Genomic DNA, 26,995 nt, shown 5'->3' with positions numbered 1-26,995 from the left:
TAATAATTCCTGCATAAATAACACCCCTTTTTCTTTTATTTTACTAGAAAAGGGGGGTGTTCACAATTTATTTACTCATGCGTTTGTCGTGATGTTCCTCTTCCATCATTGCTTCAATCCATGCCTTTTTTGCATCCAATGCATTTGCTACCGCAATTTCAACAGTTTCACCGCAGGTAATGCACCCTGGCAAATCAGGATAAAAAGCCACAAATCCTCCCTCTTCCTTATCTTCTATAATTTCCATACGATAGGGCATTTCCATATAATCATTCAGCGTTTTCATTTTTATTCTCGGTCTCACTTTCGACTATTTGTCTTACCAGCTGGTAGATCGCTATTCCGTCTTTTCGGCCATTTCAACTCACAGCCTCTCAAGGAAGCTGACATAAAAAGAAAGTAAAAATCCTATATACAACGTTTTCTTTTTTCACTCTTGTAATATCTGATCTTTTCGTTTATAATAACCATTGGTTAGTATTGTTCTATATATTATCATAACCGTTGGTTAATATCAAGAGGTGAATTTTATGAATTTTTGTCCGGAAAGGCTGATCCAGCTTCGAACGTCCCTGAATATCAATAAAGCAGAAGCCGCACGCCAGCTGAATATTTCGGCTATGGCATACGGCCGTTACGAACGTGGAGAGCGTGAGCCCTCCTACCAATCTGCATGTTTTATCGCACAGACTTTTCATTGTAATGTAGATTTTTTATATGGAATATCTGACCAGATGGAAGCCGATCAGATCATCATCTCCCGTTCCGAATCACCGGAACTGTATGAACTGGTACAGACGATGCAGACAGACCAGGAACTGAGAAGCAGGATTTTTACTTATGTCAGGGAACTTTCATACAAAAAAACTGAGGAACTGTCCTGTAAATAGAACGGTTCCTCTGATATATTTTTCTTATATAGGGAAAATATCCATTATAAATATAGAAAATAACTCCCTTCTTCTGCCTGATTTATTCCCAGTTACTTCTCCGTTTTTTGTAGTCCTCATCAATCTGCCTTTTCCAGCTTTCATCAATACGCGCATCATTTCTGAATACAGAAATCGCTTCTCCGATCACCTGGTAATTCAGCATAGTTCCTCTGCTGTCACAATTATAATTTACCGCTCTGTCTTCACTGATGCCAAATCTTCCTGCCGTTTGTACCGCATCTATGTTTGCTCCCAGAAAAAGGAACTCCCAGCCATATCTGGATTTCTGACGCTCGATCATTCCTTTCACCTTTTTGGCACTGTAATAACGACTGGCATTTTCTTCCCCGTCTGTTATGATAACAAATAATGTACGCTCCGGCACATCCTCCATTCTGGCATATTTATGTACATTTCCAATATGATGGATTGCCCCTCCGACAGCATCCAGAAGTGCAGTACATCCTCCCACAAAATACTCTTTTTCTGTTAAGGGCCTGATCTTCTCTAAATCTACCCTGTCATGAAGAACTTCTGCCGTATTATCAAAAAGCACCGTAGAAACCAACACAGAACCTTTTTCTTTTTTCTGCTTTTCGATCATGGAATTAAATCCCCCAACCGTATCTCTCTCAAGTCCTGCCATAGAACCGCTTCTGTCAAGGATAAATACAATTTCTGTCGTCTCTTCCCTCTCGCACTCCCTGCCAAGTTCCCTATCAAACTGGTTAAGGACTTTTCTCATATTGCCCGGAATTCTCTTCCTGCATTCTTCCCGCAGCTCCTCCGGCACTCCATAAAAAGCTTCTGCAATACTACCCGCAATAGCCGCCAGAGTATCTGTATCACCACCAATAGAAACTGCATTTCTCACAGTATCTTCGAAATCCCCTGCTTCCAGAAAAGCAATGATCGCTTCCGGTACTGTTTCCTGACAACTTTCCACATGATGATAAAATGGCCTGATCTCATCCAACGTTCTGTTCAGATTATAATGAAATTCTCCTGTTACATATTCCCGGATCTCTTCCTTTGACTTTCCATTTCGGGCAAGAAAAATACAGCTGGCCGTTGCCTCAGCACCTTTAATTCCTTCCGGATGATTATGTGTCACCTTTGCTGTTGCCCTTGCTGCTGCCCGGGTCTGTTCCAGATCCGGATATAACCATCCTGCTGCCGACACACGCATCGCAGAACCATTTCCATAGCTTCCATAAGGTTCCGGATGATCCGCCATAAGCCACTGACGAAATCTTCCGCCATACCCTGCTCTTGGATATCGTCTTCCCCATTTACGCATCTGATTCTGAACAGCATTTTCAATTGTTTCTTCATCCGCATTTATTCCGGTTTCCATTAAAGCTTCTGCCACCGCGATTGTCATTACAGAATCATCTGTAAAACGACATCCCCATGAAAACAGTTCAAAATCTTTTGTCTTATCGCCTCTGTCAAATTCAAATGGACTTCCAATAATATCTCCTAAAATCGCACCGTACATATATGCCTCCTGTCCCCGGAACCAATCCGGTAATCTTGTTTTTTTATTGTGATTTTATAATACACGGGTTTTATACCAGTATGGTCGCTGAACCGGCGACATTTTTATAAGATAGGAATAAAATATCCATTTGCACTCCACTTTGCTGCATTCAGACTCCCAGTATTTCATTTGTGTATTTAAACAAAACCGTATTCAACTGCATGATATCATACTGTCTGTCTATAAGCGCTTTCTGCACGATCAGATCCACCTTACTGCTTGGGCTGAATGCCCAGTCTGCTCTCGCCAGAAGATCTTTTGCCTGTTCCAGATTTAATTTCAGCGCAATACACAATGCCATAACTGTTTTTTTCTTCGGATGATAATGGCTGTCACACTGGATTTTTGAAAAATGCTTCCTGTCAAGATTGGCCGCTTTCCACACATCCTTATTATCCATTCCCGATCTTTCTATCAGCTCGAACAGTTTTTCATGAAAACTCGGTCCGATCTGATTCAACTGCTCCTCCAGGGACATCGCTCCCCATCCCAATGCTTCATTGGAAAAAGATGCCTCATAAAAATTTTCTTCTGGAAATCGATCCGCAGGATAACCGTTTCGATTCTCATACTCTGATCTTCTGTCCCGGCGAAATGGTTGAGAATATTCTGCCGCATAATTTTGATTCACATAATTTTCATCAATGTAAGAATCTACAACATCTACAATCTGACTGGAAAGCTGAAATGATTCTTTGTCAAATACCGCAAGAATGATATTCATCTCATGCTCAGCAAGAAATTTACTGAATGTAGAAACTGCGATCTCAAGAGCCATATCTTTCGGAAATCCATACACACCCGTTGCGATCAGCGGAAACGCGATACTTTCACAATTCAGCTCTGCTGCTTTTTTCAGAGATTTCCAGTAACAACTTTCCAGTATTTCAAATTCATGAGATTTTCCCCCCTTCCATACAGGCCCAACGGTATGGATGATATACTTTGCGGAAAGATTATACGCATCCGTTACCGCAATCTCTCCCCGACGGATTTTTCCGATCTTCCACCTTGCCCGAAGTAACTGTGATTTTCCTGCCGCCTTATAAATCGCATAATCCGTGCCACTGCCGTAAACTGGATTGGGATTCGCCGTATTTACAATGATATCCGCTGTAATTTTTTTGATGTCATTCTGTATGATCTTAAATGGCATAGCATACCTTCTTTCTGTTATTCACGTTTATGAATATAATATTTCCTGGACTAATTATCTCTTTTCTTATCATACCATAAACCGATATTTCAGCGATATCTATTTTTCTTCCGTAGTGTGCTCCTGCCACAAGAGCTTTTTTATGCCACTGGAATATTACGAAATAATTTTCCATGACAAAAAAGCTGAACCAGATTTTACATCTGATCCAGCCATAATAATTCTATATATTTCACGATCTCAAAATCCGGTCCTTACGCATACTCACACAGGAACAACTGTACTTCCCAACCAGAACCAGGTACATCACGCCAACCACCAGGATTGCCATGATACCTGTTTTGAAAAACAGATGGGATAACATTGTAACGATCAGCAACAGCCCGATGGCTTTGCTCATAAAAATATAAGTCTTGTAAGAACTCTGATAGATAACTTCCTTCTCCGCCTCATCGCAGCTCTCCAGCCACTGCTGCTGAAATTTCCTGGAGGAAATATCTCCTCTTTTTTCCGGATGCACTGTCTGAAGCAGCTTGATATATCTGGCCTGCATGATTCCATTATAAAAGAAACAAGCTACAAACAGCCCACAGGCAATGAGAATATTAATCGCATTTTTATTACTGGATTCGATATATCCTATCTGGTATCCATTTGCAAGAAGAAAAATGCAGAGTACCTGTGAAACAGCATTGACACACTGCAGAATGGCTCCATATTTTTCCTCCTGATAGCTGACAAGATCTGCTTCCTCATCTTCCGCTGTAGCTATTCTGTCACAAACCGTTTTCAGTTTCCACAGGCAAAATTCTCCAGCCAGAATGGAAACAATATTTACTATCAGCAAACCCGGAACCAATATACTCTGAACCATCTTAGTCCACGTTGTCAGAAATGCTTCCAGATCTCCATGAAAATAATACATAAAAACACCGAAAAAGCCTCCAAGCACACCTCCAAACACCATTGCCAGAAGCATTTTTATACTGAATTTCTTAACACTTTTTGTCTTATTCTCCTGTTTCATCTTCATCCTCCTCATACATGAAAATGTCCTCTACACTTACCTGAAAGATCCGGGCGATCTTAAGCGCCAGTGTTACAGACGGTGAATAATCGCCTCTCTCGATCAAGCTGATCGTCTGCCTGGACACCCCCGCCAACTTCCCCAGCTCAGTCTGATTAATCCCCTGGCTGGAACGGTATTCTTTTAGACGATTTAACAGTGGCAATTCAGGCCCTCCTTTTGCTGTTTGTTTTGACAAGTTTTCTTGTCATTTCATGGTTTTATCTTAGCATTGACAACTTTACTTGTCAATATGTTTTTGACAAATATTGTTGTCATTTTTTTCAAGGATAGTTTTATGCATTTAACTCACAACTTCGCGAAGGGAATGACAAATGTATTCGTAGATCATATTATACCTGTTGCATTTCAACCCACAGCCTCATGAAGAGGCTGACAGCGAATTCATTTACTTTGTCGGACATGGTAGTATATTCTATTATTTTTTCTTTGTCAATACGTCTTATTAATTTTACAATAAATAATAGCACAAATTAATCTTATCCAATATAAAAAAGGCGATGAAACTAATCTCATCGTCTTTTGGCATAAAACAATATATAATAGCACTTTTCAACTCACAGACTTTCATCTGACACTAAATAAAGGCTGCAGGAACTACTCGTTCCTGCAGCCTTTACGATCAATTGTTTATAACAAAAATAATTTCTGGTAAATACCACCCCCGCCAGGGCCAGTGCACAGCCGAGACCGGAATAGAAAAAAGCAACGAAGATATCAGGGAATATTCCCGCTGCCCTGAAACCAATTCCTCCGCTCATCATACATGTCATGATCAGATATGCTTTCAGATCAAAAAATGCCAGAACGGACGGTGGCTCTCATATCCCAGGATCCTTTTTGTATGCTTTTTGCTCATCTTATAAAACATCATGCCAAACATAAAAAGTACAACGACCGAAAACAGATACAGATACCACTTCCGATCGATCACCCGGTATGATAATATCCCAAGTCTGGCAACATTAAATCCGGCAATCAGCCATACAATACCCGCGATCAGCAAAAGAGTCCTTTTCTTTACATGAAATCTCTTTTTCATCATCTCACCTCATATATTTATCCGCATTTTCGCAGATCTTATGAAATACCTCTTTACAAATACGCTTCTCTTCCACTGTCAGGCCGTCCAAAGCGATTTTTGCAAATTCCTTCTGTGCTTTTATTCCATCTTCAATGATCCGATATGCCTTATTTAATAAAACGATCTCGATATGCTTCTTATTATCCGCACTCTGGATCCTTTCGATCAGACCTCTGCTCTCCAGATTTTTCAGAGAAGAGGACACGTGGGATTTCGTCGACTTACGGACTTTAACGATCTCAGCCGCAGTATTATGCTGTGGATTGTTGTGTAAAAACATAAGGATATCATATTCCATATGCGTCAGCTGATATTTCTCACATACACTCCCTGTGACTTTTTCATAACAGCTTGTTATCGTTTTATGCTGATCCCAGAAAAACATAGCCTTCCTCCATATCTTTTTCGTTCTATTTAGAACGATTGTATAGTATTGTTCTCTATTTGTCAACTATAAAATATCTTCTTTCACCATTTATATATCTGCCACAAATAAAAGCTGCCGCTTTGCGATCTATCAACCGCTAAAGCGACAGCTTTCTTCTCAGCCGTATATTTATTTTGAATTTCTCTTTCCTTTTCTGACTTTGATCCTGCGGATCATCCTTCGGATCAGAAATACCACAAGCACAATGATCACAATAAAGATCAGACAAATACCTGCGATCATTGCCGAAAACTTATTCGGCTGCTTCACCAGATCAATGATATTTCTGCTGTCCTCCACAACCTTACGTCCATGTGTCGTCTCATAATACTCCGGCACATTGGCAATTCCGTCGCCGTCTGTATCCTCAAAGGACTGCATATATCTTGCGATCGCATCCCAGGCCTTTAATTCCCTGTCATCCTCCATGATCGCCTGATCTTCCAGATTTTCAATGGGATTCCCATCCCTGTCCTTCGGTTCAAGAGACAACAGTCCATAGGACATTTTCATCACAGAACCAAGCATCTGGCCGGTATACAGATCTGTCACAACATGATACAGCTTATCATCCTGGATTTCGATCCGTTCTCCGTCTGCCCTGGTGAGATAACAATCTGTCACCTTATTCAGGATCATCCGATGTGGATTGTATGCAAAATTCAATCCACTGCAATATAACCTTGCCGTTGTCATAAAATCTGATACAGAAGCGTCCACCTCCGCTGCCAGCTTCAGCTCTTTTCCGGTCAGGTATGCACTGATCAGCGGATATCCGGCAACACCGTCCTTTCCGATCCCCAGTGAAAAGGAATTAAAAACATCCTCTACTGTGATATCGCCCTTTGTGTATGTATCCCGCACGGTTCCGCTTGGAACAACGGCTACATCAACCGGATCACCATCATAATACTCGGAATTTTCCACTGCATATATGTATGCATCGGACATGATATCACCAAGATTCAACTCTTCGTGCTTCGTGCCCATTTCTTCCAGACTGTTGAATTCAACATCATTTTCAGCAAGAACCTCTTCCCTTGTATAGCCGAAATCGGCAAGATAATTCTTATCCACCGTATCCATCAGGGCATCGATCTGTTCCTGTGTCGCCTGGTCCGGTTTTACATCCTCAGAAACAGGGATCAGCTCATAGGATGTCAGCTCCCACCGTCCGTCCTGTTTCTGTGTCATGGAAAGTGATCCCAGATTTCTTCCGTATTCGCCGCAGGATACGATATATGTGTTCCCATGCTGAATTGCCTCTTTCAGCTCTGTGTGCGTATGTCCGCTGATGATCAAGTCGATATCCGGCACCTCTTTTGCAAGGATCTCATCCTCCGATTTGTTCTCATCCTCCCAGGTTCCTCCATGGGACACACAAGCGATCATATCCACTTTTTCATTTTTTCGGATCTCTTCTACCGTCTGTTTTACGGCCTCAACCGGATCCTTGAACTTTAATTCACAGGTCGGTGCACATTCCAGGGCATCCTTACCGAACACACCGACTACTGCAGCCTTTACATCTCCTTTTTGAACTACTACATAATCCTTCACACCGTAGGCTTCAAATGCCGACCGGATCTGCTTCTGACCATCGCTTAATCCATCCTGCTCCATGCTGTCCCAGTCCACGTTGCACACTACCAGTGCCGGCACTGTCTCACCGGAAGCCTTCGCAGCCTCCAGCATATTTGCCAGTCCCTTTGAACGATAATCATATTCATGATTCCCCAGAGTCGTCACATCATACCCCAGATATCCCAGCATCCGAAGCTCTGCCGCCTCCGTTTCGTATACGGTCTGAATCAGGGTTCCCATGGAAAAATCGCCGCCATCCAGCACCAGGGTGTCCGGATCTTCCTGCTTCTTTTCATCGATCAGGGTTTTGATCCTTGCAAATCCGCCAACTTCTTTTTGCTCTCCATCTACGATGGTTGAAAAGCTGTTCAAATGCGAATGTGTATCATGGCTGAACAAAACATCGATCTGTTTTGCCTCGGCTGCTTCCACCGGGACATTCCATGCAAGAGGAAGCAGCAATGCAGCAATAAGCATGATCGCCAGCAGCCTTGCTGAAATTTTCTTTCGTGTTTTCATAACACTCTCCTTTTGTATATAGTTTTCTTATGCCTTTTCACAAAACCATCAATAATGTTCCCACACCGATCAAAATACATCCCATCATCGATTTTGCTGTGAATTTCTCATGCAAAAAAACAAATGCCAGTACCAGTGTGATCACAACACTCAGCTTGTCTATCGGCACAACCTTCGATGCATCGCCTATCTGCAGAGCACGATAATAGCATAACCACGAAGCACCCGTTGCCAGACCTGAAAGGGTCAGAAACAGCCAGCTTTTTTTGCTGATCGCTGCGATCCCGCCCTGGGTATTTGTGAGGAAAACCATTCCCCACGCCATAACCAGCACCACCATCGTTCGAATCGCTGTTGCAAGATTCGAATTAACACCGACAATACCTATCTTGGCCAGTATGGAGGTCAGCGCCGCAAATACAGCAGACAGCAAGGCAAACACAAACCACATAGTAACTCCCCCACTTAAATATAAGATTTTCTTAACTATCCCAATACAAGTCCATCATATCATTTCCCCTCTGATATGTCACTATTTACAATTTCCTCCGCCGTATATTCCTCTATTTCTGTCTTTGTCACCTGTTTGATATGCTTTTTCTTCAGGCGCAGATATACGAATTCCCGAAAGATAGTATAGAACACGGAAAGCAGCGGAATGAAAACAAGCATACCTACAATTCCCATAAGGTTTCCGCCGATCGTAACTGCTGCAAGAACCCAGATCGACGGAAGTCCTACAGATTCACCCACAACATGAGGATAGATCAGATTTCCCTCGATCTGCTGCAGCACTAGAAATACTATAATAAATAAAATTGCCTGTTTCGGATTTACCATAAAGATCAAAAAGCTTCCCACCGCACACCCGATGAAGGCCCCGAAAATCGGAATCAATGCGGTAAACGCAATCAAAACTCCGATCAAAAGTGCATATGGCATCCTCAAAATACTCAGTATCACAACAAACATACAACCGAGGATCACAGCTTCCAGACACTGACCTGCAAGAAAATTTGCAAATGTCCGATAAGTCAGAGAACAGACTTTAAGAAAAGCATCTGCCTTTTTCTTTGGGAGAAAAGCAAAAAATACTTTTCGGATCTGCACATGCAGCTTCTCCTTCTGAAAAAGGACATAGCAGGCAAATGAAAAAGCAATAAAAAAGGTTGCCAATCCACTGACTATGGAACCCACTGCTGACATTGTGGTATTCATCATATTTCCTGCACCGTTTCCAAGAAGGCTTATCCCCCACTTGATCGCCTGATCCGGATTAAACTGTACCTGATCTACCAGCTTCATGATTTCCTGGTTATTATGGGAGAATTCCCGGATCCAGCTTTGCATCTGCGGAATAAAATCAGCGATACTCATCATCAGAGTTCCCATTGTCCGCGTAAGCTGCGGGATCACACCAAACATCACCAGTACGATCACGCCAACCGCAAATACGATCGTAAGGAACAGACTTATCGGTCTTGCCAGTTTTGCACCTATCTTATTTTCTTTTTTTACCCTTCCAAAAATTTTCTTTTCTAAAAAGCTCATTGGCACGTTGGTCACAAATGCGATCGCTCCGCCAAGTACAAAAGGAAATGCGATCCCCCATATTGCTTTCAGCACATCGAGCACCACATCAAACTTCCACAGGGCGACCACAAGAAATGCTGTAAACACAATAAGCTCTCGGATTTTTTTTACAGATATTTTACTTATATCCACTATCATTCTCCTCTTTTTCTTAATTTCATGCGTATCCATTTAAGCAGCTGAATGATCGGAAGACTTGCAAACGCATACAGATATACACAGCCAAGCTGCATCAGATCCAACGTCTCTACTTTAAACAGGAGATGAAATCCTGGAACCGTCAGTACAACGGTAATGAGTACTGCCCCAAGTACAAATGCTCCCTGAAGCCATTTATTATTAAAGAAACGTTTTGTAAAGATAACCGGATGATCCGATTTGCAGTTGAATCCATGGAACAGACGTGCCAGACAAAGTGTTCCGAAGGCATAAGTACTGCCAAGCAGTGCACCATTCTGATGATATCCTGTCAAAAATCCTATCATCGTCATCATACCGATCACCAGTCCTTCCAGACCGATTTTACCAAGAAAATCCTTTGTCAGTATTGACTCGTCTGCTGATCTTGGTTTCTCATTCATCACCTCACTGCTGTGCGGCTCCACGCCTAATGCAATCGCCGGAAGGCTGTCTGTCAAAAGATTGATAAACAGCAGATGTACCGGTGCAAAGGGAACCGGAAGTCCTGCAAGGGATGCACAAAGAACTGCCAGGATCGCACCAAAGTTTCCTGACAGAAGAAACTGGATCGCATACTTGATATTCTGATATAAATTTCGTCCGTTTTCCACTGCTTTTACAATTGTTGCAAAATTATCATCTGTAAGCACCATTGCTGCGGCATCCTTTGCGACCTCGGTTCCGGTCACTCCCATTGCAACACCAATATCTGCCTGCTTCAATGCCGGAGCATCATTCACACCGTCTCCGGTCATTGCCACGATCATCCCCTTCTCCTGCCATGCACGGACAATACGGATCTTGTGCTCCGGTGACACTCTTGCATACACAGAAATATTCGGGACAAACTCCTTCAGCTGCTCATCACTCATATTTTCAATATCAGCACCTTCGCAGGCCTCTGACAGATCATGTAGGATCCCGATCCTTTTTGCGATTGCCGCTGCTGTGATCTTATGATCTCCCGTGATCATGACCGGCCGAATCCCCGCTTTTATGCATTCTGCAACTGCAGCCTTTGATTCTTCCCTCGGCGGATCCATCATAGCGATCAGGCCAAGAAATACCAGATGGTTCTCATCTTCTATCGTCAATACATGCTTCTCCGGAATTTCACGATAGGTAAATGCCAGTACCCGTAACCCTTCCATTGAAAATTCCTGATTCTGGCGCCGGATCTTTTCTTTATCTGCTTCTGTGATTTCCCGAACTCCGTCCTTTGTCCAGATCCTGTCTGTCAGCTCCAGAAGCCGGTCAACCGCACCTTTTACGATCATCCGGTTTTCATCATCAATTCTGTGAAGTGTTGACATCATCTTACGGTCACTGTCAAAGGGAAGCTCTCCTTCCCTTGGATAAAGCTTTCTTACACCAGCAGCCTCGATTCCGTACCGGCTGCCCAGATTGATCAATGCCGTTTCCGTCGGATCTCCGATCTCCACTCCATTTTCATTTGTTGAATCATTACATAAAATGCTGTAGTCCAAAAGACATCTCTGCGCCGGATCTGCTACATCAATTGCATCTGCTGTGATTCTTTTTCCATCAATATAATAATCTTCTACTGTCATTTTGTTCTGTGTGAGTGTTCCGGTCTTATCCGAACAGATAACAGAAACGCTTCCAAGACCTTCCACAGCCTGGAGCTTACGAATGATCGCGTGCTCCTTTGCCATCTTCTGTGTTCCGAAAGAAAGGACGATCGTCACGATGGAGCTTAAAGCTTCCGGAATCGCTGCGACTGCAAGTGCTACTGCAAACATAAATGCACTGCTGATCTTCTCACCGCGGAATACACTGATCGCAAACAGAATTCCGCAAAATATCAGGATCAGAATGGAAAGCTTCTTTCCAAAATCATCCAGATTCGCCTGAAGTGGCGTCTGTTTTTCCGAAGTCGATTTCAGAAGTCCCGCAATCTTTCCAACCTCTGTCTGCATTCCTACATTCGTTACAACCGCTCTGCCACGCCCATATGTGACAAAGCTTCCGGAAAACAGCATATTTGTCCGATCACCAAGCGGTGCTTCCTCCAAAATAGTGTCCATACTCTTTTCAACTGCAAGACTTTCCCCGGTAAGGGCACTTTCATCGACCTTAAGACTTGCATTTTCAATCAGTCTTCCATCGGCCGGGATCATATCACCTGCTTCAAGAAGGATCACATCTCCTACAACCAGTTCTCTTGCCGGGAGCTGTACCGCCACACCATCACGTAATACCTTTGCCTCCGGTCCGGAAAGCTTCTTTAAACTCTGCAGGGACTGCTCAGCCTTTACTGTCTGCACAGTTCCCAAAATCGCATTGATCGTAATAACGATCACGATAACTGCTGCACTTTCCACATCTCCAAGCATACCGGATATCACTGCCGATGCGATCAGGATCAGCACCAGAAAATCCTTATACTGTTCAAAGAAGATCTGCAAAATACTTTTTTTCTTTCCTTCTGCAAGCTCATTCCATCCGCACTTCTCTCTGGACCGTCTGACCTGTTCATCGGTAAGCCCTGATTCCCTGCTTTCCACACGCTCGAGAACTTCTTCTGCTGTCTGCTGATAAATTTCTTTCATTACCTTTGCCTCCTTTTTTGCAAATATTCACCAACTGTAATTTTTTTATGCAATAAAGGATTTTTTTGATAAAAGGATATAAAAAAAGAAACCCTTATTGCACAACAAAAAATGCAATAAAAGTCTCACCATTTCCCTGCAGCGCCGGATGTTTCCACCGTACTGACGACACTGCAAACGCAGATTTCCAAACGTAGGTTACTCCCCTTTATCAGTTTTAATAGTATAACAGGATCGGTACCTCTGTCAAGATACTTTATAAATCACACCTTTCAAATATGATACTCCGGTAACAGAAAAACTCCCATTTTTTGAATGGAAGTTTTTCTGTTACCCTGAAAGTATTATAGGCCTGCAGCCGTTTTATTACCTTTTAAGATTTATTACTCTGATCAGCCACAATATTTCCCTGTACAACTCTTCCCTGATCTTTTCCTTTTCTCAGTCCTCGAACTACCTGCACATTTCCAAGAATCAGATAATCCATTTCTCTCTTAGTGACTTTCGCAAAATTTTTCTTTGAAACAAAATAGAAGGTAACTCCCATCAACACCCACACGATCAGTGCTGCAAAGGACTGTGGAGCCATGAATGCTGGAGAACCGGGCACGATCAGGAGCAGCAATATTACAACAGAGATCACACAGCCGCCCATTGCTACTGCCGGATGGATTTTATTTGTATCTGTATCATCGCCATATTTTTTCAGAAGAATATAAGCACCTGCACAGGTAAAGAAATATCCGAACGCAGTACCTACGGAACACATATCTACAACCCAGCCGATCACTTCTCTGCCGAAAAATGGGCAGATACAGCAGATGACCATGGTAAACCCAACACATATGGACGGAGTTTTATGCTCCGGATGAACCTTTTCAAAAGCTGACGGAAGCATTTTTACTCTTGCCATACCAAATAAAAGACGGCTGGATGTCATAAAAAATCCATTCATACCGGTAAAAATTCCCATGCACACTGCCAGTGCCACAAAGCACACACCAATTTTTCCCATTGCAAGATCAAGAACTGCACCTGTATGCCATTTTACAAGAGTTCCATTCGCATCTGTCATAGTCAGAACCTGCTGCCAGGGAACAACACAATCTGTCACCAGTGCCATTGCACCATAGATCAAAGCACCTACGATCAATGCTGAAATGATCAGCATTTTGCACTTCTGTGGTGGAAAATCATATTCTTCTGCCGCCTGTGGAATACAGTCAAATCCTACATAAAGGAACGGAGCCAATGCCAGGATAGATACAAAACCGCTTCCAAGAGACTTGCCTTCGGCTCCGTATGCCGGCTGCAGATTTGAAGCATCAAAATGTCCTGTTGCGATCACACCAATGACTGATACAACAACCGCTGCACACATGATAAGGACCATCGCAAGCTGAAGATTTCCTACAGATTTCGCACCTTTGTAATTCATGATCCCGAAAAGTATGATAAAGAACAGGGATAATCCGACTTCACCCATATATACATCATATCCTGCAATTGTATACAGGTAACCTCTGTTAAAGACTCCAGGAAAAATATAGGATGCCAATACCGGAAGTGCCGTTGCATTCAAAGCTACAATAGACAGATATCCAAGCGACAGCATCCATCCGCATATGTACGAAGCAGTTCTTCCAAAGCCTTTATATGCATAGGCAAATTCACCACCCGCTACCGGGAATTTTGCGATCATATAAGAATAGCTGTAGCATACCACGATCATTAAAAGACCGCCTGCCAGAAATCCCAGAAACAGCGGGAGCGGTCCACCTGCACGTTCTGTCCAGAGACCACCCTGTATAAAACATCCCCATCCAATGATGGAACCGACTGCAACTGCCCAGATCGAACCAGGTCCCATGGATTTTTTTAATTTTGTTCTTTTATTTCTTTCACCCATATATATCCTCCTGCTTCATCAATCATATCATTCATCATCATCTTCTCTGGTTTCTTCACTGATCGTATATGCCTCACTGATATCGGAAACAAAAATTTTTCCATCACCATAATGTCCATACTGCCCACTCTTTGCACTGTTAATGATAATATTCTTTGTCCCCAACAGTAATATACAGCATGTTTTTTGCCATTTACTGATAAAGGACATCCCCTACCTGAATTCCTTTTTCCTTACCTCTTCCTGAAATTGCCCATTTTGAAAAAGCAAAATATCCTTCCTGCTCCAGTGCTTTGATGACGTCCATCACTTTCTCAGGTCTTACAATTGCTGTGATCAGTTTCATAATCCTTCATCTCCCATCCATAAATACAAAAAGAGCCCAGATACCAAAGTATCCGGACTCCATCGTCTCTCTATATTATCATTATTTTTTTCAATATTCAATCAAAATCTTTCACTTTCCGGCCAGATATCGATACATCTCATCCAGCATCTCGTCTGTGATCTCTACCGGATTGTTATAAAGGTTCGGGTGTCTGCTGATGCGAACCAGCTCTGCAATCTGATCATCATCAAGCTCCAGATCCTTCAGATCACACCGCAATCCCATTTTTTTCTTTAATTCAAGAACTGCATCCGCCATCTCTTCTGCATCTTTGAATCCAATCCTTCTGGCAAATTCCTCTACACGTTCACCACCTTCGCCTTTTGCATTGATTCTTATAAAATAATCCAGGGTCAGGCCACACGCCTCGCCATGCGGGATGTGATAAATATTGGTCAATGGAAATGAACACGCATGGGACGAAGTGGTTTTCGGTAAAGTAAACGCCAATCCTGCGATCAAAGATGCTTCGCACATTTTCTCCCTTGCTTTCTCATCATCGGGCTTCCTGTATGCTCTGTAAACATATTTAAATACCAGTTCTGCTGCATGCATCGCAAGTACATCACAGATCGGCTGATGACCTTTGCTCCAATAGCCTTCGATCGCATGGGAAAGAACATCAATTCCTGTTCCTGCCGTAACCTGGGGTGGCATTGTATAAGTAAGTTCCGGATCAATGATAGCTGCTGCCGGATAAAATCCCTCTGATACGATCGGCGCTTTTTTTCCATTTGCATGATCCGAAAGAACTGATACACAGGTCACTTCACTTCCTGTTCCTGCAGTCGTAGGAACTGCGATCAGTGGAAGATGTTTCTCCGGCATTGCTACTCCGGTTCCATGATACTTACGGATGGAATCCGAAGTCAGAGCTACACTGGCAGCTGCTTTGGCACAATCCATGGGACTGCCTCCACCCAGTGCTACCACAAATCCGATATTTTTCTGCCGGATCACTTCCGCACAGGCATCTACCTCTACAACGTCCGGGTTTGGAGAAACATCTCCAAAAGAAGCAACGATCATTCCTTCTGACTCTTTTATGACCTTTTCGGCAAGACCGCTTTTAAAGAAAAACGGTCCTGCCACCAGAAGGCCTCTTTCGCAGCCAAGCTCTCTGGCTATTTCTTTGATTTCTTTTACTCTGCCTTTGCCGAAATGAATTTTTACCGGCTGTAGATAATCCCAGTTCATAGGCTACCTCCTGCTTTATCAGTCACAAAATTTTTCATCGACCATTGTAAGCACTTCATCAAGGATCGGGAGATACTCTTCCAGCTCCTCTTTCGTGATGATCAGTGGCGGACAGATTTCAATAAAGTTCTCACGTCCAAAGGTTGCAAAGCCACGTTTCTTTAATTCTGCAAATATCCACGGCATTACCGGTTCGGGTACGCCGTATTCCTGCATCGGTTCTCTGGTTTCTTTATTCTTGACTACTTCAAGTGCACCGAACAAACCGATACATCTTGCTTCACCAATACATTTATGCTTCTTTACCATCTCATCCATAAACGTAGCAACGATCTCGTGCATCTCAGCTACATGGCCCTCGATGTCGTGTTCTTTATAATATTTCATTGCTGCTACACCAGCCGCACATGCAAGTGTATGTCCACTGTAAGTAAGTCCGCACTGAAGAACATTTTCCTCAAAATACTCCGCAACCTTTTTACTTACAATACATCCGCCCAGCTGTACATAACCACAGGTAACACCTTTTGCAAATGTAATGATATCCGGTTTCATGTCGAAATTCATAAATGCAAACATTTTTCCTGTACGGTAAAATCCTGCCATAACCTCATCACAGATCAGAAGGATTCCATATTTGTCACAAAGTGCACGAACACCTTCCATATATCCGTCTGGAGGAAGAATGACACCGTTTGCACCTACTATAGACTCCATCAGGATCGCTGCCACATTTCCGGGGCCTTCATATCTGAGCTGCAGATCCAGCGCATCCAGATATTTCTTCGTTACCTCTGCATCATCAACTCCTTTTGTATATCCGTCACGATACATCTGAGGGTTCATAAAGTGTACGAATCCATTTGCACCACCGATCTCTGCTGCATATCTTCTCCAGTCACCGGAAGCATTGGATGCTCCAAGTGTAGCTCCATGATAGCTTCTGTAGCAGGAAAAGATCTTGGTTCTTCCGGTTACCATGCGTGCCATTTTTATAGCATTCTCATTGGATTCTGCTCCACCATTTGTGAAGAAAACTCTCTTGTATGTATCTGCTCCTGCTGCTTCTACAAGCATTTTTGCCAGCATGCTCTTAGGCTCGGATGCATATGCCGGTGCCATGAAGCACATCTTATCAGCCTGTTCCTTGATCGCTTCAACGATCTCCGGCAGCTCATGTCCGAGGTTGGAACACACCAGAAGTGAAGCCATATCTGCATATTTTTTTCCATCATAATCGTAAAAATAAATTCCCTCAGCTCTTTCTACCGGTAAAGTATCTGCTCCTGATCTTGCCCATGACTGCATCACATAATCTTTGTGCATCTGTGCTACTTCTTTTCCTGTTAAACTCATAATAACTTCCTCCTCTTTATCTGTAATTCAGTTTTAAATATTGTTCATTTTTGCGGTAAACAAACTTATTATTTGTTGTAGAATAAGAAAAGCGCCCGGCCCACATTCATTTGTGAACCAGACGCCTTTGTCTTATCTGAGTCATATATTACTCTCGACACTGGCTGTCTGCAATAGACATCTATCCAATTATTTTTGTGCTGCAGCACAATCGTTATTATTCTGCTGCCGCATTTTCCTTTTACATTTCATTCATCTGATATAACAGGAAACCCAGCCTCAGCTGAAAACGCACATCAAAATCAGAAAGATTTTTTCCAAGTATCTCAGCGGCCTTTCCAAGCTTATAATTAATTGTATTTCGATGTACGATCAATTCCTGTGACGCACTTTTGACACTACAGTCGTTAGCCAGGTAGCACTGAAGTACTCTGACCAGATCTGAGTGGTTCATCTCATCATATTCATACAATGGAGCTACTGTATCTGCCAGATATTCTTTTATTGCTTCCTTATCTGTAAGCGTGAGCAGTACCCTGTAAATCCCAAGATCTTTGTAAAAAATAATCTTTCCGCCATCTGTGCTTTGCTCGCCCGGAACCTGACAGACACATAATAGATCAGACATTTTTTCCGCAAACTGATAGCTCTTATAAATCTGCCTGATCCCGGAAATCTGCTTACTTACACTTACAAAAATCTGTTCCTTCTGACATACCATCCTGCATAGTATCTGAAAAATCCTCTCTGTAGTTTTTCTGCATGCTTCATCAGAATAATCACACAAAACCAGAAGGATCTGCTTATCCTGGGCACAACACAAAATCCCATTATAATTACAACGGATATGACTACTCAATTTAGATAAAATCTGCTCTAGCCTTGTTCCTGTTACACGATCATTGTCTTCCAGAACACACACATTCACAACCGTATATGCACTGTCTGTAAAATACCCTTTTCTCATCAGTGCCGAAACATACAGTTCTTCCTGGGCCGGACATAAAAAGGCATTGTTCAGTGCCGTCGCAACCTCAATTGCGTTCTGCTGCTCTTTTGTTATTGCAAAACATATGATCCGCATGATTTCAGCCATTCGAACCCTCCACGGTACTTCAAATACCGGGAATCCCTTTTCATTTGCAAAATCAATAATATCCTGTCCGATTTCACTGATATAAGGCCCTGTATTGATCACGATCCCACTGGCTTTGTTTCGCCATACTTCCTTTACCAGACGAAGAAGAGTCAGATTTTCATTCAATCCTAATCCAGTTGTAAAAGTAAGCTCCTGTCCCTGCAGAAATGCAGAAATCGTGTCGCTGTCTACCATATGCGTCCATGACACTTCATGATCCAGTCCTGTCTCACCTGCTACCAGCTTCATCTCCAGATGCTGTACCTGTTTTATGATTTCACGCAATGTTACTGCCATATTTATACACCTTTCTCCACCGCAGCTTCCTGTGATCAACTGCATCAGACGATCAAAGATACTCCAGATATCAGAAGCAGTATATAAGTCAGATTCAGAAATACCTTCTGAGATACTTTACATACCAGCTTTTTACCTAACCATGTAGCTATAAGTAATGGCAGGATACTGATACAGATCAGTCGAATATCTGCCGTTCCAACCAGGCCGCTCCTGAACTGGGTAACCATCAGAAAAAAATTCAGCACCACCCATACAGGGGCCACTGTCGCACGAAATTCTTCTTTTTCTTTCAGTACCTGTGTTGCATAGATCACAAGTAACGCCCCTCCTGATACAAACATACCATGAATTATCCCTGCCAGGATCAGAACTATCCACAAAATGAGATCCGGAAGTTTTTTCTCTGTATGGATGCACAGATTCTTTAATGCAACTACGACGATTATGATTCCATATATTGTCAGAAGAATATTTTCAGATTTCACGATCCGGCAGATCTGTATCCCTGCAAACATTCCAACCAACATGACCGCAGACATCTTAAGCAATTCTTTCCAGTTTATATGTCGATATCCGGTCACTGCGATCATCAGTCCGGACAGCCAGGCCATAACATTCAGAACCACCTTTGCATGATCCAGCCCAAGCAAATAAACGGAAGGCGGCATCGCCAATACCGTACCGGCAAACCCTGTGATAGCCTGAATAACATTAGAAACAAACAATACAAGCAAAAATAACAATTCTTTCATAGAGCATTCTTCCTTTTCTGTATTATCTGTTTACCGCACACTCTTTATCACTGCTGATAAAATAAAAAGACGCTTTGCAATAATGACTGCAAAACGTCTTTGTTTTTCTACATTCTCGATTTTAACACGCTAAAAGGCAAAAGTCAACAGTTGCCTTTCTCCATTACCTTGACACATTCTTTTGTATTATTATTTTTTGCTATTTTTCTTAATGACAGCTATGGCTTCCACATCCATGCTCGCCACATGTATGTCCTTCCCCGTGGCTGTGCTCATGATGAGAACATTTCACATCCGGATTATACTCCAGTGTTTCATTGATAAAAGCTTCTACTGCTTCATCCGCATCTCCGGAAACTCCTCCGAAAAGCTTAATGCCGGCTGCCGCTAACGCTGTCTGTGCACCGCCTCCGATTCCGCCACAGATCAAAACATCTGCATTCAATGCTTTAAGAACTCCTGCCAATGCACCATGTCCGCTTCCATTCGTATCTACTACTTCTGAATGTACTACTTTTCCTTCCTCTACATCGTAAATCTTAAATGTCTCTGTGTGTCCAAAGTGCTGGAAAATCTGTCCATTTTCATACGTTACTGCTATTCTCATGATACCTTCTCCTTTTTCCGCTGCATATTTTTGATGAAGCTCCTGCTTGTAACATCCTCCAAGCCCACAGTTACTGCTCTGACCATCACAGATTTTGAAATCTCCACCTTCAATTTTAAGCGGATATCCATCAATGAGTGCATCTGCTATTTTCTTCCTGGCAATCTCATAAATTCGTTGAACGGTTGTTCTTGCGACTTGCATAGATGCTGCGCACTGCTCCTGACTATAACCTTTCTTGTCCAAAAGACGGATGGTTTCATACTCATCTACCGTCAGAATAATAGGTGTTTTTTTCTCAGTATCATCTGCCGGAAAGAATTCTAAAACATTGGGGAAATGGCAAACTTTTCTGCATTTTACTGGTCTCGGCATAAACTGCTCCTTTCTTGCTTTTCTTATATAATAGTTCTATAAAAGGCATATGTCAATAATATTTTTGACATATGCCCATATAGCTCAACTAATAGTATTATATACAGCATAAACTTCTCCTCACGACACATATATTTCGATGTTTTTCCGCAAATCAACTATTGATAATGGAATAGAAAAAACAGTCTGTCATAACAGAAATTAATCCCATCAAAACAGACGGTTCTTTTTCCTTTACAAATATTACATTAATGAGGTTCCTGCCTCATGCTCATAGAATCTCTTTATTATCACCTGCACCGGTTTCTCACATATTTCATAACTGTCGTCCTTCCATGCCTCGGACGCAGAAGGCAGCTTTGGTGCCCATTCCCATAAAGCAAAGCCACGAAGCCATGGTCGTTTCTTACAGGCCTCAAACATTGCACGATACCATTCACACTGTTCTTCCAGGCGAAGTTCTCCCTGCAATTCCCAGTTATTCGGAATCATCCCGGAGCCTTTTCGTGACATACATCCCGCTTCGGCAAAGAAAAATGGTTTCCTATATTTTAAGACAGTTTTTTCGATACGATCCAGTTCCTGCTCCCATTGATCAATCGGATAATATCCGCTGGAAGAGATCACGTCGACACAGTCCCACCAGGATACATGATCTTCCTGATATTTGTCCGGGTTATAAGATACCAGTCCATGATATTCCATTATTTTTTCATCTTCTCTGCTCATCTAGCGTGCCCACGCTGCAAGGCCTGCAACATGCTTCACTTCCCCTGTTGCCACAAGCGTCTGGAATTCTTTTACTGAAACCTCATGAAGCTTCAATACTTCTGCCAGACCCAATGATTCTTCTCCAGATTTTCCACATCAGATTGCAAAAAGATGGATCTTCATATCCGGTCTCTTCTTTTTATAATTCGACTCCATTTGTCTCTATCACGTGTTTATACCAGAATGCTGAATCTTTCATTTTTCATGTTACTTTATTGTTATTGTGTTTCAAAACCGCATCATTTTGATACGGTTTTGTATCTTATTAATGTGGTTACAAAGCTGCTGTACCCAAATTGTACCCAGAATAGCATATAAGACGAAGCTCGTTTTCACGTTGCTAAACAATACCCCAGCTTTTATACGCTTCCTCTGAGTAACACCCCAAAGCGCCTCCCTTAGGATACTTTGAATTAACAACAGAAAACTGATTAATCGCGTCAAATATCGGTTCTTTTTTAAACGGTATATGTATACAATGTGCCCTTTCATTTTTTATTCGTTCCGCCAAAGATTTTGTCCACATGCTATTCAATTCTGAAGGTGCGCCAATCTTAGAATACCCTGGATATGCTATTATGATTGGCAACTCATAATAATCAACGGCCTTTTCAATTTCCCAATTAAGAATTCCTCTGTCATAATTTGTCTTATCCGATATAATCAGAAGAAAATTCTTACTCGCTGATAATCTAGTTTCTAATCTGTTAAAAAGCGTTGCTTTTGATGAGCTATCACGTACCTGATAAGTTTTTTCATGTGAATTAGTAAACCTAAAATCTATACTTCCAGATTTATTCCATGCCTTCAGCAAGTTAAAATAATGAATATCGCTTTCTGTAGGATCTGTCGATCCCTGCCCGTCAAAGGCAACATATGTACCTGTTCTGTTCACGTGTGGTTCCTCCCTATAACATTTTCAGGTTCATCAAACCTAATTTTTCTTCTTTATCACTTACAACAATATGTATATCGCAATCTATTTCATCCTTAAAAAGCTCAATTGTTTTAACAATATAGACAACTAAGTCATTTACACTGCCTGCATCAGCCCCTCCCGTCCCAATTACAGGCATATATGTAGAAAACCCTTGAGAGCGTTCTGAAATATACTTTACTAAAGAAGCTATAGCTTTTATATAGTCTATCTTTTCGACATGGGCTCTTAATTCATTGTCAAAATATGTTAGCCCCAAGATAAAATACTGTTCATTGTTGAGACCATTTATTTCAGCAACCGATCCGACATCATATCGACGCAAGTTTCCACTTCGTTTTTCTTTTTGTTTGAGATCTGTATACTTATATCCATGCAATGACAAATTGTTTTGTATCTCATTCGAGACTGTATCTGAATCCCTATTGCCTTGCTCATATATTCGTTTAAGTGCCATACCGTGAATTTTTTTTGACCCTATTAAATCATCATCCACAATCGTGTCGAAACATCGATTCCCAGCAAAAGCAATGTTCTTCTCTTCATTTGGATCTCCGCTATTAAATAAATCCCCATATTCCACAAACAACGAATGATTTGAGTGAAGATCAAAAATTTTCACTTGTTTTCTTTGCTTCGTATAAATCGTGATCCCTATTACTATAGCAAAATAGATTACCATCAAAATAAGCACGGCTACAATTATTCGCAGAACTATATTATCAATACAATTTAACATAATATCTGTAGGTGTAACTAATGTAACAAACCCCCAAACAGAAAATAGGGCTACTGCGATTTTGTTACTTTTAGAAAATATGTAACGCCAGTTATATCTCATTGTACGAAATAATATTTTCATCGTATCTCTCCTAGAACTACTTCTCTCATTGGCCTAAATGTATCTAAGATATCGTTTCGAGGTTCTGTTTTATCATAAAAACTTGTGTAATATTTTTCTTCTTTATGCTTTGTGTAGAAATTTCCGATTTCCCAAGCACACCATTGGCGAATCTATATTTCAAATTATATCATAATTAAATCGTTTTTCATCAAAAAAATTTTATAAACTTTACGTTTCAATTTCAATAATAAGTCTGCTATCTCCTGTATTAATATCTCCACTCTTTTCTCTTATCAATATACAACATAATTAATGTAAAAATAGTTATAACATTAATTGCATCTCCCTGATGCCCCATGAATAACCAATCTGGAATAAATGTTGCAATAAAAAATAATATAATTAAACATACCAATTGAAATTTCCAAATGGTTTTCTTTTGATATTCCAAATCATATCTTAAACTATCCTTTTGTTTTTCTTCATATTGCTTTATATCATTATTCTTTTCATCTATATACTTGGAAATATCATCTTTAATCAAATAGTCATAGGTCTTGTTTTTCTGTCTTTCGCCTACTTTCCTTTTTATTTTAGAAATCCCAAAATGATTCATAACTTTTAGTATGATCATATTAGTAACATCCATCTCTAATTTAAATAGGCATAATATCAAAAATAATTCCAACGGATATTTAATAATATTATAGTTGTATTGATTTTTTACAAAATAAATTATAGATTCCGTTACTCTTTGCACACTCAAAATATCAATATAACACAAAGCCATAATAACAAACAAATCAATAACTAAAATAATAAGCCAGTTTTCCAAATTATCTAACTTTTTAGCTCTGTAACTTAATATTATTTCGGTTATTTTCAAAAAAATTATTATAGGAATACAAATAACGACACATATCGTCAAAAAAAGTTTATACAAGACTATTACAATGCTAGTGAATCGTTTTGATGTTTTCTTTTTACTATATATGTAAAAATATGAAGTGAACGACAATGTAGCCAAAAAAGCAAATGCAATTATTAAATATCTAAAAATAACTCTATCAATCACTCCCTCAGAAAAAATATTAGGTATAAAGAAATAACAGCTTAAAACAGCAAAAATCAAGGCCATCCATAACAAACCTTTTCCGCCCATATTCTTATTTTGGCTTTGATATAAATTATTTATTTTTTCATTTAATGCTTTCATCATAATCAGCCCTCCATTTCAAATAAATAATAACAAAACACTTCCTGTTTTACTAGTAAATATATTTCAACTCTCATACCTAAAAAACTCCCTAGCCATCATCTCCGCTGTAACCCTGTTATACCCATTCTTCAGATACCCCTGCACAATCGTCCCAAACATTCCCTTAACCATATCATCCTCAATATCACAATATGCCTGCATTTCCCCGGACAAAGCCATTGCCACATACTCTATCGGCTTGTTATCCAACAACCTATGCAGCTTCGCCAGAGACTGCTCTGTTGTCCTCAGAGCAGCCTCCACTTCTTCGCACTTTATCCGTAACATATTTCCATCTGTAAACCACACCTCAACATAGCCGTTATCCATGTTATAAGCATATTCCACGATATTATCCATTCGATTATCTTTCATCTCATCAAATCCATCCTTCCCATTATCTTGTCCCATAAGACCTGTCATACCGCCTTATCTGCTGCTCTGTACGCTCCTGTTCCTTTACCTTACGAATAATCGTATCAATCTGCTCTGCACCGGCATATCTCTTCACACGCTCCAGATCATCAGCCTTTTCCTGCAACAGCTCTGTCCTATCACTCATATCCTTAATCTTGCCCTTGTAAAACTCCACATCCTCTGACAATCTCTTCTTTTCTTTTCGCAATTGCAGGACTTCCTCTTTTAGCCTTACACACTGGATTGTCAGATTCTTTATCAGTGTTTCAAGCTTATTCACAAATGGCATAAACCATTTATAATTTTCTTCATAAGTCAGATGACAGATTTTCCCGCCCACCTGACAGGTATAGCGATATCCGGTTCCGCCAGCTTTTCGACTGGCACAACGTTCCGGTTTTGAAACCTTATCAATCGCATACTTCCGCAATCTTTTCTTTCTGCTTTATCTTTAACTGGGAATACTTCTTATTCGTTTGCAGTAGTCTCCCATCTATCATCTTATGGTTTTTCCGTGACATCGGTTTGACCTCTTTTCTTCTCTCAGTACCTTATTTATAGAGGAATCTTTTTTAAGGACTCTCTTCCGGCGGCTGTGCCACCGGTAAATAGCAAGGACAGGAAGTGTATATACACTTCCGAAAAACCAACAATTTAGGGAACCCTGCCCTAAATTAAAAACTCAGAAGTCACTACTTCGAAGAACCAATGAAAGGAGAATCTGCCTATGGCAAAGAGAAAAAGAAATATACAAATTTTGTTTTGTGTTTCCCCGGAAGAAAAGAAGCTGATTCGCAGAAAGATGATTGAATCAAAAACAAAAAATATGGGAGCTTACCTTCGTAAAATGGCAATCGACGGTTATATTGTCAATACAGACACTACTCCATTAAAGAAACAATACGAGGAAATGCATAAGATCGGTGTGAATATTAATCAGATTGCCAAGAAAGTAAACAGCACCGGAGATCTGTATCCGGAAGAAATGCAAGAATTGAAAGAGATGGTGAAAGAATTATGGCGTATCTTAAGATCTTCCCCATTAAAGTAACAGACAAGAAAGCTCTGGACTATATTACGAATCCTGATAAGACTGATGAAAAACTGTTGTTACACTATATTAGAATTTCGCCATGCGGTGGAGTTGACCGGCACACAGGGCGGCACCATCCGGGGTAATCTCTATGAGCTGGACTATCAGCAGCATTTCCGGCACGTCGTTGAAGCCTCCCAGCCGGTGAGCGTGAACCGGCTCTTTTATGAGCATGGAACCCGTGACATCCCGGATGGCCAGTATTTTGACGGAAGCCCTGACCGGGTGTTGGGAAATTTCCTGCGGTATGAGGCCCAGCCCCATGACCCGGCTGTGCTGCAGGAGGCTTTACGGCAGGAGCAGCACAGCCGGGGGCGGGCCGTCCCCGGCGACTTCAAAGCCCACGTTACGGCTTTGCATGACAGCCGGATTGAAACCGAGGCCCGGCGCATCGTGGATAAGCTGAAAGATGTGTCCGCGCCCAACAGCCCCAACAAGACACATTTTATGGTGGAGATCTCACCGCACTTTGACGCACTGGCTTCCACCAAGGACAATGACCGGCTCTTTGCCATGCTGCCCTATAAGTCCCTGTGCTTTACCAGCATAAAAGACCGACACGGGGTATATGCCATGATTAACAAAGATGAGCGCCGTGATGTGAGTATTCGCAAGCCCCGGCCATCTATCCGCAAGCAGCTTGCCGACAGCAAACAGGCCACCAGCCCGAAAAAGGCGGCGGCCAGAACCAAGAAAAATGAATTGGAGGTATGAGGAATGATGCACTTTACCGTGGAAGAAGAAAATTTGATCTGTATGTACCACAACGCAGACCGACGCAGGACGATAGGCAAGATCACCGCAGCCATGCCGGGTATTGACGGGGATAGGATAAAGTATTCGCCCACCTCTGCAAACGTGCGGGAGAAGCCTTGAAACTGGCGGTTATCAGCCCCGAAAGGCGTAGGTTACAGTCATTATTAGCCCCCGAAACAGGTACAGACGCGCAGCGGGTGTATCTGTTTCGGGGGTGTG

General features: G+C 41.6%; 28 protein-coding genes and 3 pseudogenes. 5 read left to right on the top strand and 26 right to left on the bottom strand.

The window, feature by feature from the left end:
• Positions 1-97: 97 nt before the first annotated feature.
• Positions 98-286, bottom strand: a pseudogene (locus tag G5B12_RS11175) (type II toxin-antitoxin system HicB family antitoxin); the annotation flags it as partial.
• Between the two features lie 244 nt (positions 287-530).
• Here G5B12_RS11175 and G5B12_RS11170 point away from each other — a divergent pair.
• Entirely contained in the window at positions 531-890 is a 360-nt protein-coding gene (locus G5B12_RS11170) for a helix-turn-helix domain-containing protein (RefSeq protein ID WP_021977433.1), read from the top strand.
• 82 nt (positions 891-972) lie between these two features.
• On the opposite strand, the gene G5B12_RS18340 is transcribed toward G5B12_RS11170, so the two are convergent.
• From G5B12_RS18340 to G5B12_RS11050, 25 genes and pseudogenes are all read right to left on the bottom strand, one after another.
• On the bottom strand, positions 973-1,677 hold the full coding sequence (locus G5B12_RS18340; protein ID WP_174088286.1) for a vWA domain-containing protein: 705 nt from the start codon (positions 1,675-1,677) through the stop codon (positions 973-975).
• 57 nt (positions 1,678-1,734) lie between these two features.
• Positions 1,735-2,433 (bottom strand): annotated as a pseudogene (locus tag G5B12_RS18335) (ADP-ribosylglycohydrolase family protein); the annotation flags it as partial.
• A 151-nt stretch (positions 2,434-2,584) separates the two neighbouring features.
• On the bottom strand, positions 2,585-3,631 hold the full coding sequence (locus G5B12_RS11155) for a macro domain-containing protein (protein WP_174088283.1): 1,047 nt from the start codon (positions 3,629-3,631) through the stop codon (positions 2,585-2,587).
• A 232-nt stretch (positions 3,632-3,863) separates the two neighbouring features.
• Positions 3,864-4,658: a DUF3169 family protein gene (locus G5B12_RS11150; protein WP_174088281.1), complete on the bottom strand. Its 795-nt coding sequence runs from the start codon at positions 4,656-4,658 to the stop codon at positions 3,864-3,866.
• Complete coding sequence (locus G5B12_RS11145) at positions 4,642-4,863, bottom strand: helix-turn-helix transcriptional regulator (RefSeq protein WP_021977429.1); 222 nt, start codon at positions 4,861-4,863, stop codon at positions 4,642-4,644. The genes G5B12_RS11150 and G5B12_RS11145 overlap by 17 nt, the downstream gene beginning before the upstream one ends.
• A 642-nt stretch (positions 4,864-5,505) precedes the next feature.
• A complete protein-coding gene (locus G5B12_RS18065) occupies positions 5,506-5,763 on the bottom strand; it encodes a hypothetical protein (protein ID WP_330597701.1) in 258 nt (85 codons plus the stop codon).
• A 1-nt stretch (position 5,764) separates the two neighbouring features.
• A complete protein-coding gene (locus tag G5B12_RS11135) occupies positions 5,765-6,187 on the bottom strand; it encodes a MarR family winged helix-turn-helix transcriptional regulator (RefSeq protein ID WP_118071909.1) in 423 nt (140 codons plus the stop codon).
• A 171-nt stretch (positions 6,188-6,358) separates the two neighbouring features.
• The gene (locus G5B12_RS11130; protein ID WP_174088279.1) at positions 6,359-8,332 is read right to left on the bottom strand and encodes a bifunctional metallophosphatase/5'-nucleotidase; all 1,974 of its coding nucleotides are present in this window, start codon (positions 8,330-8,332) and stop codon (positions 6,359-6,361) included.
• A gap of 37 nt (positions 8,333-8,369) precedes the next feature.
• On the bottom strand, positions 8,370-8,783 hold the full coding sequence (locus G5B12_RS11125) for an EamA family transporter (protein ID WP_174088277.1): 414 nt from the start codon (positions 8,781-8,783) through the stop codon (positions 8,370-8,372).
• A gap of 59 nt (positions 8,784-8,842) precedes the next feature.
• Positions 8,843-10,057, bottom strand: a complete 1,215-nt coding sequence (locus G5B12_RS11120; RefSeq protein ID WP_242827006.1) for an AI-2E family transporter — start codon at positions 10,055-10,057, stop codon at positions 8,843-8,845.
• Between the two features lie 2 nt (positions 10,058-10,059).
• On the bottom strand, positions 10,060-12,678 hold the full coding sequence (locus tag G5B12_RS11115) for a cation-translocating P-type ATPase (RefSeq protein WP_174088275.1): 2,619 nt from the start codon (positions 12,676-12,678) through the stop codon (positions 10,060-10,062).
• 373 nt (positions 12,679-13,051) lie between these two features.
• Positions 13,052-14,587 carry an APC family permease gene (locus G5B12_RS11110; RefSeq protein WP_174088273.1) on the bottom strand — a complete coding sequence of 512 codons (1,536 nt, stop codon included), beginning with the start codon at positions 14,585-14,587 and terminating at the stop codon, positions 13,052-13,054.
• 27 nt (positions 14,588-14,614) lie between these two features.
• Positions 14,615-14,752, bottom strand: a complete 138-nt coding sequence (locus G5B12_RS17820; RefSeq protein WP_255493935.1) for a P-II family nitrogen regulator — start codon at positions 14,750-14,752, stop codon at positions 14,615-14,617.
• Between the two features lie 28 nt (positions 14,753-14,780).
• Positions 14,781-14,933, bottom strand: a complete 153-nt coding sequence (locus G5B12_RS17815; protein WP_255493934.1) for a P-II family nitrogen regulator — start codon at positions 14,931-14,933, stop codon at positions 14,781-14,783.
• A 111-nt stretch (positions 14,934-15,044) separates the two neighbouring features.
• Positions 15,045-16,172 carry an iron-containing alcohol dehydrogenase family protein gene (locus G5B12_RS11100; RefSeq protein ID WP_174088272.1) on the bottom strand — a complete coding sequence of 376 codons (1,128 nt, stop codon included), beginning with the start codon at positions 16,170-16,172 and terminating at the stop codon, positions 15,045-15,047.
• An 18-nt stretch (positions 16,173-16,190) separates the two neighbouring features.
• Positions 16,191-17,528 carry an aminotransferase class III-fold pyridoxal phosphate-dependent enzyme gene (locus G5B12_RS11095; protein ID WP_174088270.1) on the bottom strand — a complete coding sequence of 446 codons (1,338 nt, stop codon included), beginning with the start codon at positions 17,526-17,528 and terminating at the stop codon, positions 16,191-16,193.
• A gap of 241 nt (positions 17,529-17,769) precedes the next feature.
• Complete coding sequence (locus G5B12_RS11090) at positions 17,770-18,963, bottom strand: PucR family transcriptional regulator (RefSeq protein WP_174088268.1); 1,194 nt, start codon at positions 18,961-18,963, stop codon at positions 17,770-17,772.
• Positions 18,964-19,007: 44 nt separating this feature from the next.
• Positions 19,008-19,718, bottom strand: a complete 711-nt coding sequence (locus tag G5B12_RS11085) for a sulfite exporter TauE/SafE family protein (protein WP_021652660.1) — start codon at positions 19,716-19,718, stop codon at positions 19,008-19,010.
• 208 nt (positions 19,719-19,926) lie between these two features.
• Positions 19,927-20,700 (bottom strand): NifB/NifX family molybdenum-iron cluster-binding protein, encoded by a 774-nt coding sequence (locus tag G5B12_RS11080; RefSeq protein WP_174088266.1) that lies wholly within the window; start codon positions 20,698-20,700, stop codon positions 19,927-19,929.
• A gap of 243 nt (positions 20,701-20,943) precedes the next feature.
• Positions 20,944-21,429 carry a glycoside hydrolase family 113 gene (locus tag G5B12_RS11075; RefSeq protein WP_244096086.1) on the bottom strand — a complete coding sequence of 162 codons (486 nt, stop codon included), beginning with the start codon at positions 21,427-21,429 and terminating at the stop codon, positions 20,944-20,946.
• Positions 21,430-21,811: 382 nt separating this feature from the next.
• On the bottom strand, positions 21,812-22,366 hold the full coding sequence (locus G5B12_RS11070; protein ID WP_118752367.1) for a TIR domain-containing protein: 555 nt from the start codon (positions 22,364-22,366) through the stop codon (positions 21,812-21,814).
• A 13-nt stretch (positions 22,367-22,379) separates the two neighbouring features.
• On the bottom strand, positions 22,380-23,270 hold the full coding sequence (locus G5B12_RS11065) for a macro domain-containing protein (RefSeq protein ID WP_174088264.1): 891 nt from the start codon (positions 23,268-23,270) through the stop codon (positions 22,380-22,382).
• A 250-nt stretch (positions 23,271-23,520) separates the two neighbouring features.
• A complete protein-coding gene (locus G5B12_RS11060) occupies positions 23,521-24,471 on the bottom strand; it encodes a hypothetical protein (RefSeq protein ID WP_118071898.1) in 951 nt (316 codons plus the stop codon).
• Between the two features lie 63 nt (positions 24,472-24,534).
• Entirely contained in the window at positions 24,535-24,933 is a 399-nt protein-coding gene (locus G5B12_RS11055; protein WP_243004444.1) for a DUF6061 family protein, read from the bottom strand.
• The gene (locus tag G5B12_RS11050; RefSeq protein ID WP_118071897.1) at positions 24,908-25,357 is read right to left on the bottom strand and encodes a hypothetical protein; all 450 of its coding nucleotides are present in this window, start codon (positions 25,355-25,357) and stop codon (positions 24,908-24,910) included. Before G5B12_RS11050 ends, G5B12_RS11055 begins: the two co-directional genes overlap by 26 nt.
• Before the next feature lie 297 nt (positions 25,358-25,654).
• Between G5B12_RS11050 and G5B12_RS11045 the strand changes: the two genes are divergently transcribed.
• The 4 genes and pseudogenes from G5B12_RS11045 (at position 25,655) to G5B12_RS11030 (ending at position 26,896) form a co-directional block, all read left to right on the top strand.
• Positions 25,655-25,978: a MobC family plasmid mobilization relaxosome protein gene (locus G5B12_RS11045; protein ID WP_055180592.1), complete on the top strand. Its 324-nt coding sequence runs from the start codon at positions 25,655-25,657 to the stop codon at positions 25,976-25,978.
• Positions 25,945-26,040: pseudogene (locus tag G5B12_RS18330) on the top strand (relaxase/mobilization nuclease domain-containing protein); the annotation flags it as partial. The gene G5B12_RS11045 and the pseudogene G5B12_RS18330, both read left to right, overlap by 34 nt.
• Positions 26,024-26,734 (top strand): hypothetical protein, encoded by a 711-nt coding sequence (locus G5B12_RS11035; RefSeq protein WP_442859963.1) that lies wholly within the window; start codon positions 26,024-26,026, stop codon positions 26,732-26,734. The pseudogene G5B12_RS18330 and the gene G5B12_RS11035, both read left to right, overlap by 17 nt.
• A 3-nt stretch (positions 26,735-26,737) precedes the next feature.
• Positions 26,738-26,896, top strand: a complete 159-nt coding sequence (locus G5B12_RS11030; RefSeq protein WP_174088263.1) for a transposon-transfer assisting family protein — start codon at positions 26,738-26,740, stop codon at positions 26,894-26,896.
• Positions 26,897-26,995: the final 99 nt, after the last annotated feature.

The sequence above is a fragment of the Blautia sp. MSK.20.85 genome, assembly GCF_013317245.1.
Classification (GTDB): Bacteria; Bacillota; Clostridia; order Lachnospirales; family Lachnospiraceae; genus Blautia_A.
The sequence above is the reverse complement of the archived record's forward strand: the minus strand, read 5'-3'. Positions and strand labels throughout refer to the sequence as shown.

Bases quoted from the DNA above. Each gene is read 5' to 3' on its own strand.
- G5B12_RS11170 (WP_021977433.1), top strand. From the start codon at position 531: ATGAATTTTTGTCCGGAAAGGCTGATCCAGCTTCGAACGTCCCTGAAT.
- G5B12_RS18340 (WP_174088286.1), bottom strand. From the start codon at position 1,677: ATGAGAAAAGTCCTTAACCAGTTTGATAGGGAACTTGGCAGGGAGTGC.
- G5B12_RS11155 (WP_174088283.1), bottom strand. From the start codon at position 3,631: ATGCCATTTAAGATCATACAGAATGACATCAAAAAAATTACAGCGGAT.
- G5B12_RS11150 (WP_174088281.1), bottom strand. From the start codon at position 4,658: ATGAAACAGGAGAATAAGACAAAAAGTGTTAAGAAATTCAGTATAAAA.
- G5B12_RS18065 (WP_330597701.1), bottom strand. From the start codon at position 5,763: ATGATGAAAAAGAGATTTCATGTAAAGAAAAGGACTCTTTTGCTGATC.
- G5B12_RS11135 (WP_118071909.1), bottom strand. From the start codon at position 6,187: ATGTTTTTCTGGGATCAGCATAAAACGATAACAAGCTGTTATGAAAAA.
- G5B12_RS11130 (WP_174088279.1), bottom strand. From the start codon at position 8,332: ATGAAAACACGAAAGAAAATTTCAGCAAGGCTGCTGGCGATCATGCTT.
- G5B12_RS11125 (WP_174088277.1), bottom strand. From the start codon at position 8,783: ATGTGGTTTGTGTTTGCCTTGCTGTCTGCTGTATTTGCGGCGCTGACC.
- G5B12_RS11115 (WP_174088275.1), bottom strand. From the start codon at position 12,678: ATGAAAGAAATTTATCAGCAGACAGCAGAAGAAGTTCTCGAGCGTGTG.
- G5B12_RS11110 (WP_174088273.1), bottom strand. From the start codon at position 14,587: ATGGGTGAAAGAAATAAAAGAACAAAATTAAAAAAATCCATGGGACCT.
- G5B12_RS17815 (WP_255493934.1), bottom strand. From the start codon at position 14,933: ATGAAACTGATCACAGCAATTGTAAGACCTGAGAAAGTGATGGACGTC.
- G5B12_RS11100 (WP_174088272.1), bottom strand. From the start codon at position 16,172: ATGAACTGGGATTATCTACAGCCGGTAAAAATTCATTTCGGCAAAGGC.
- G5B12_RS11095 (WP_174088270.1), bottom strand. From the start codon at position 17,528: ATGAGTTTAACAGGAAAAGAAGTAGCACAGATGCACAAAGATTATGTG.
- G5B12_RS11090 (WP_174088268.1), bottom strand. From the start codon at position 18,963: ATGGCAGTAACATTGCGTGAAATCATAAAACAGGTACAGCATCTGGAG.
- G5B12_RS11085 (WP_021652660.1), bottom strand. From the start codon at position 19,718: ATGAAAGAATTGTTATTTTTGCTTGTATTGTTTGTTTCTAATGTTATT.
- G5B12_RS11080 (WP_174088266.1), bottom strand. From the start codon at position 20,700: ATGCCGAGACCAGTAAAATGCAGAAAAGTTTGCCATTTCCCCAATGTT.
- G5B12_RS11075 (WP_244096086.1), bottom strand. From the start codon at position 21,429: ATGAGCAGAGAAGATGAAAAAATAATGGAATATCATGGACTGGTATCT.
- G5B12_RS11065 (WP_174088264.1), bottom strand. From the start codon at position 23,270: ATGAAAATATTATTTCGTACAATGAGATATAACTGGCGTTACATATTT.
- G5B12_RS11060 (WP_118071898.1), bottom strand. From the start codon at position 24,471: ATGATGAAAGCATTAAATGAAAAAATAAATAATTTATATCAAAGCCAA.
- G5B12_RS11055 (WP_243004444.1), bottom strand. From the start codon at position 24,933: ATGACAGGTCTTATGGGACAAGATAATGGGAAGGATGGATTTGATGAG.
- G5B12_RS11045 (WP_055180592.1), top strand. From the start codon at position 25,655: ATGGCAAAGAGAAAAAGAAATATACAAATTTTGTTTTGTGTTTCCCCG.
- G5B12_RS11035 (WP_442859963.1), top strand. From the start codon at position 26,024: ATGAAAAACTGTTGTTACACTATATTAGAATTTCGCCATGCGGTGGAG.
- G5B12_RS11030 (WP_174088263.1), top strand. From the start codon at position 26,738: ATGATGCACTTTACCGTGGAAGAAGAAAATTTGATCTGTATGTACCAC.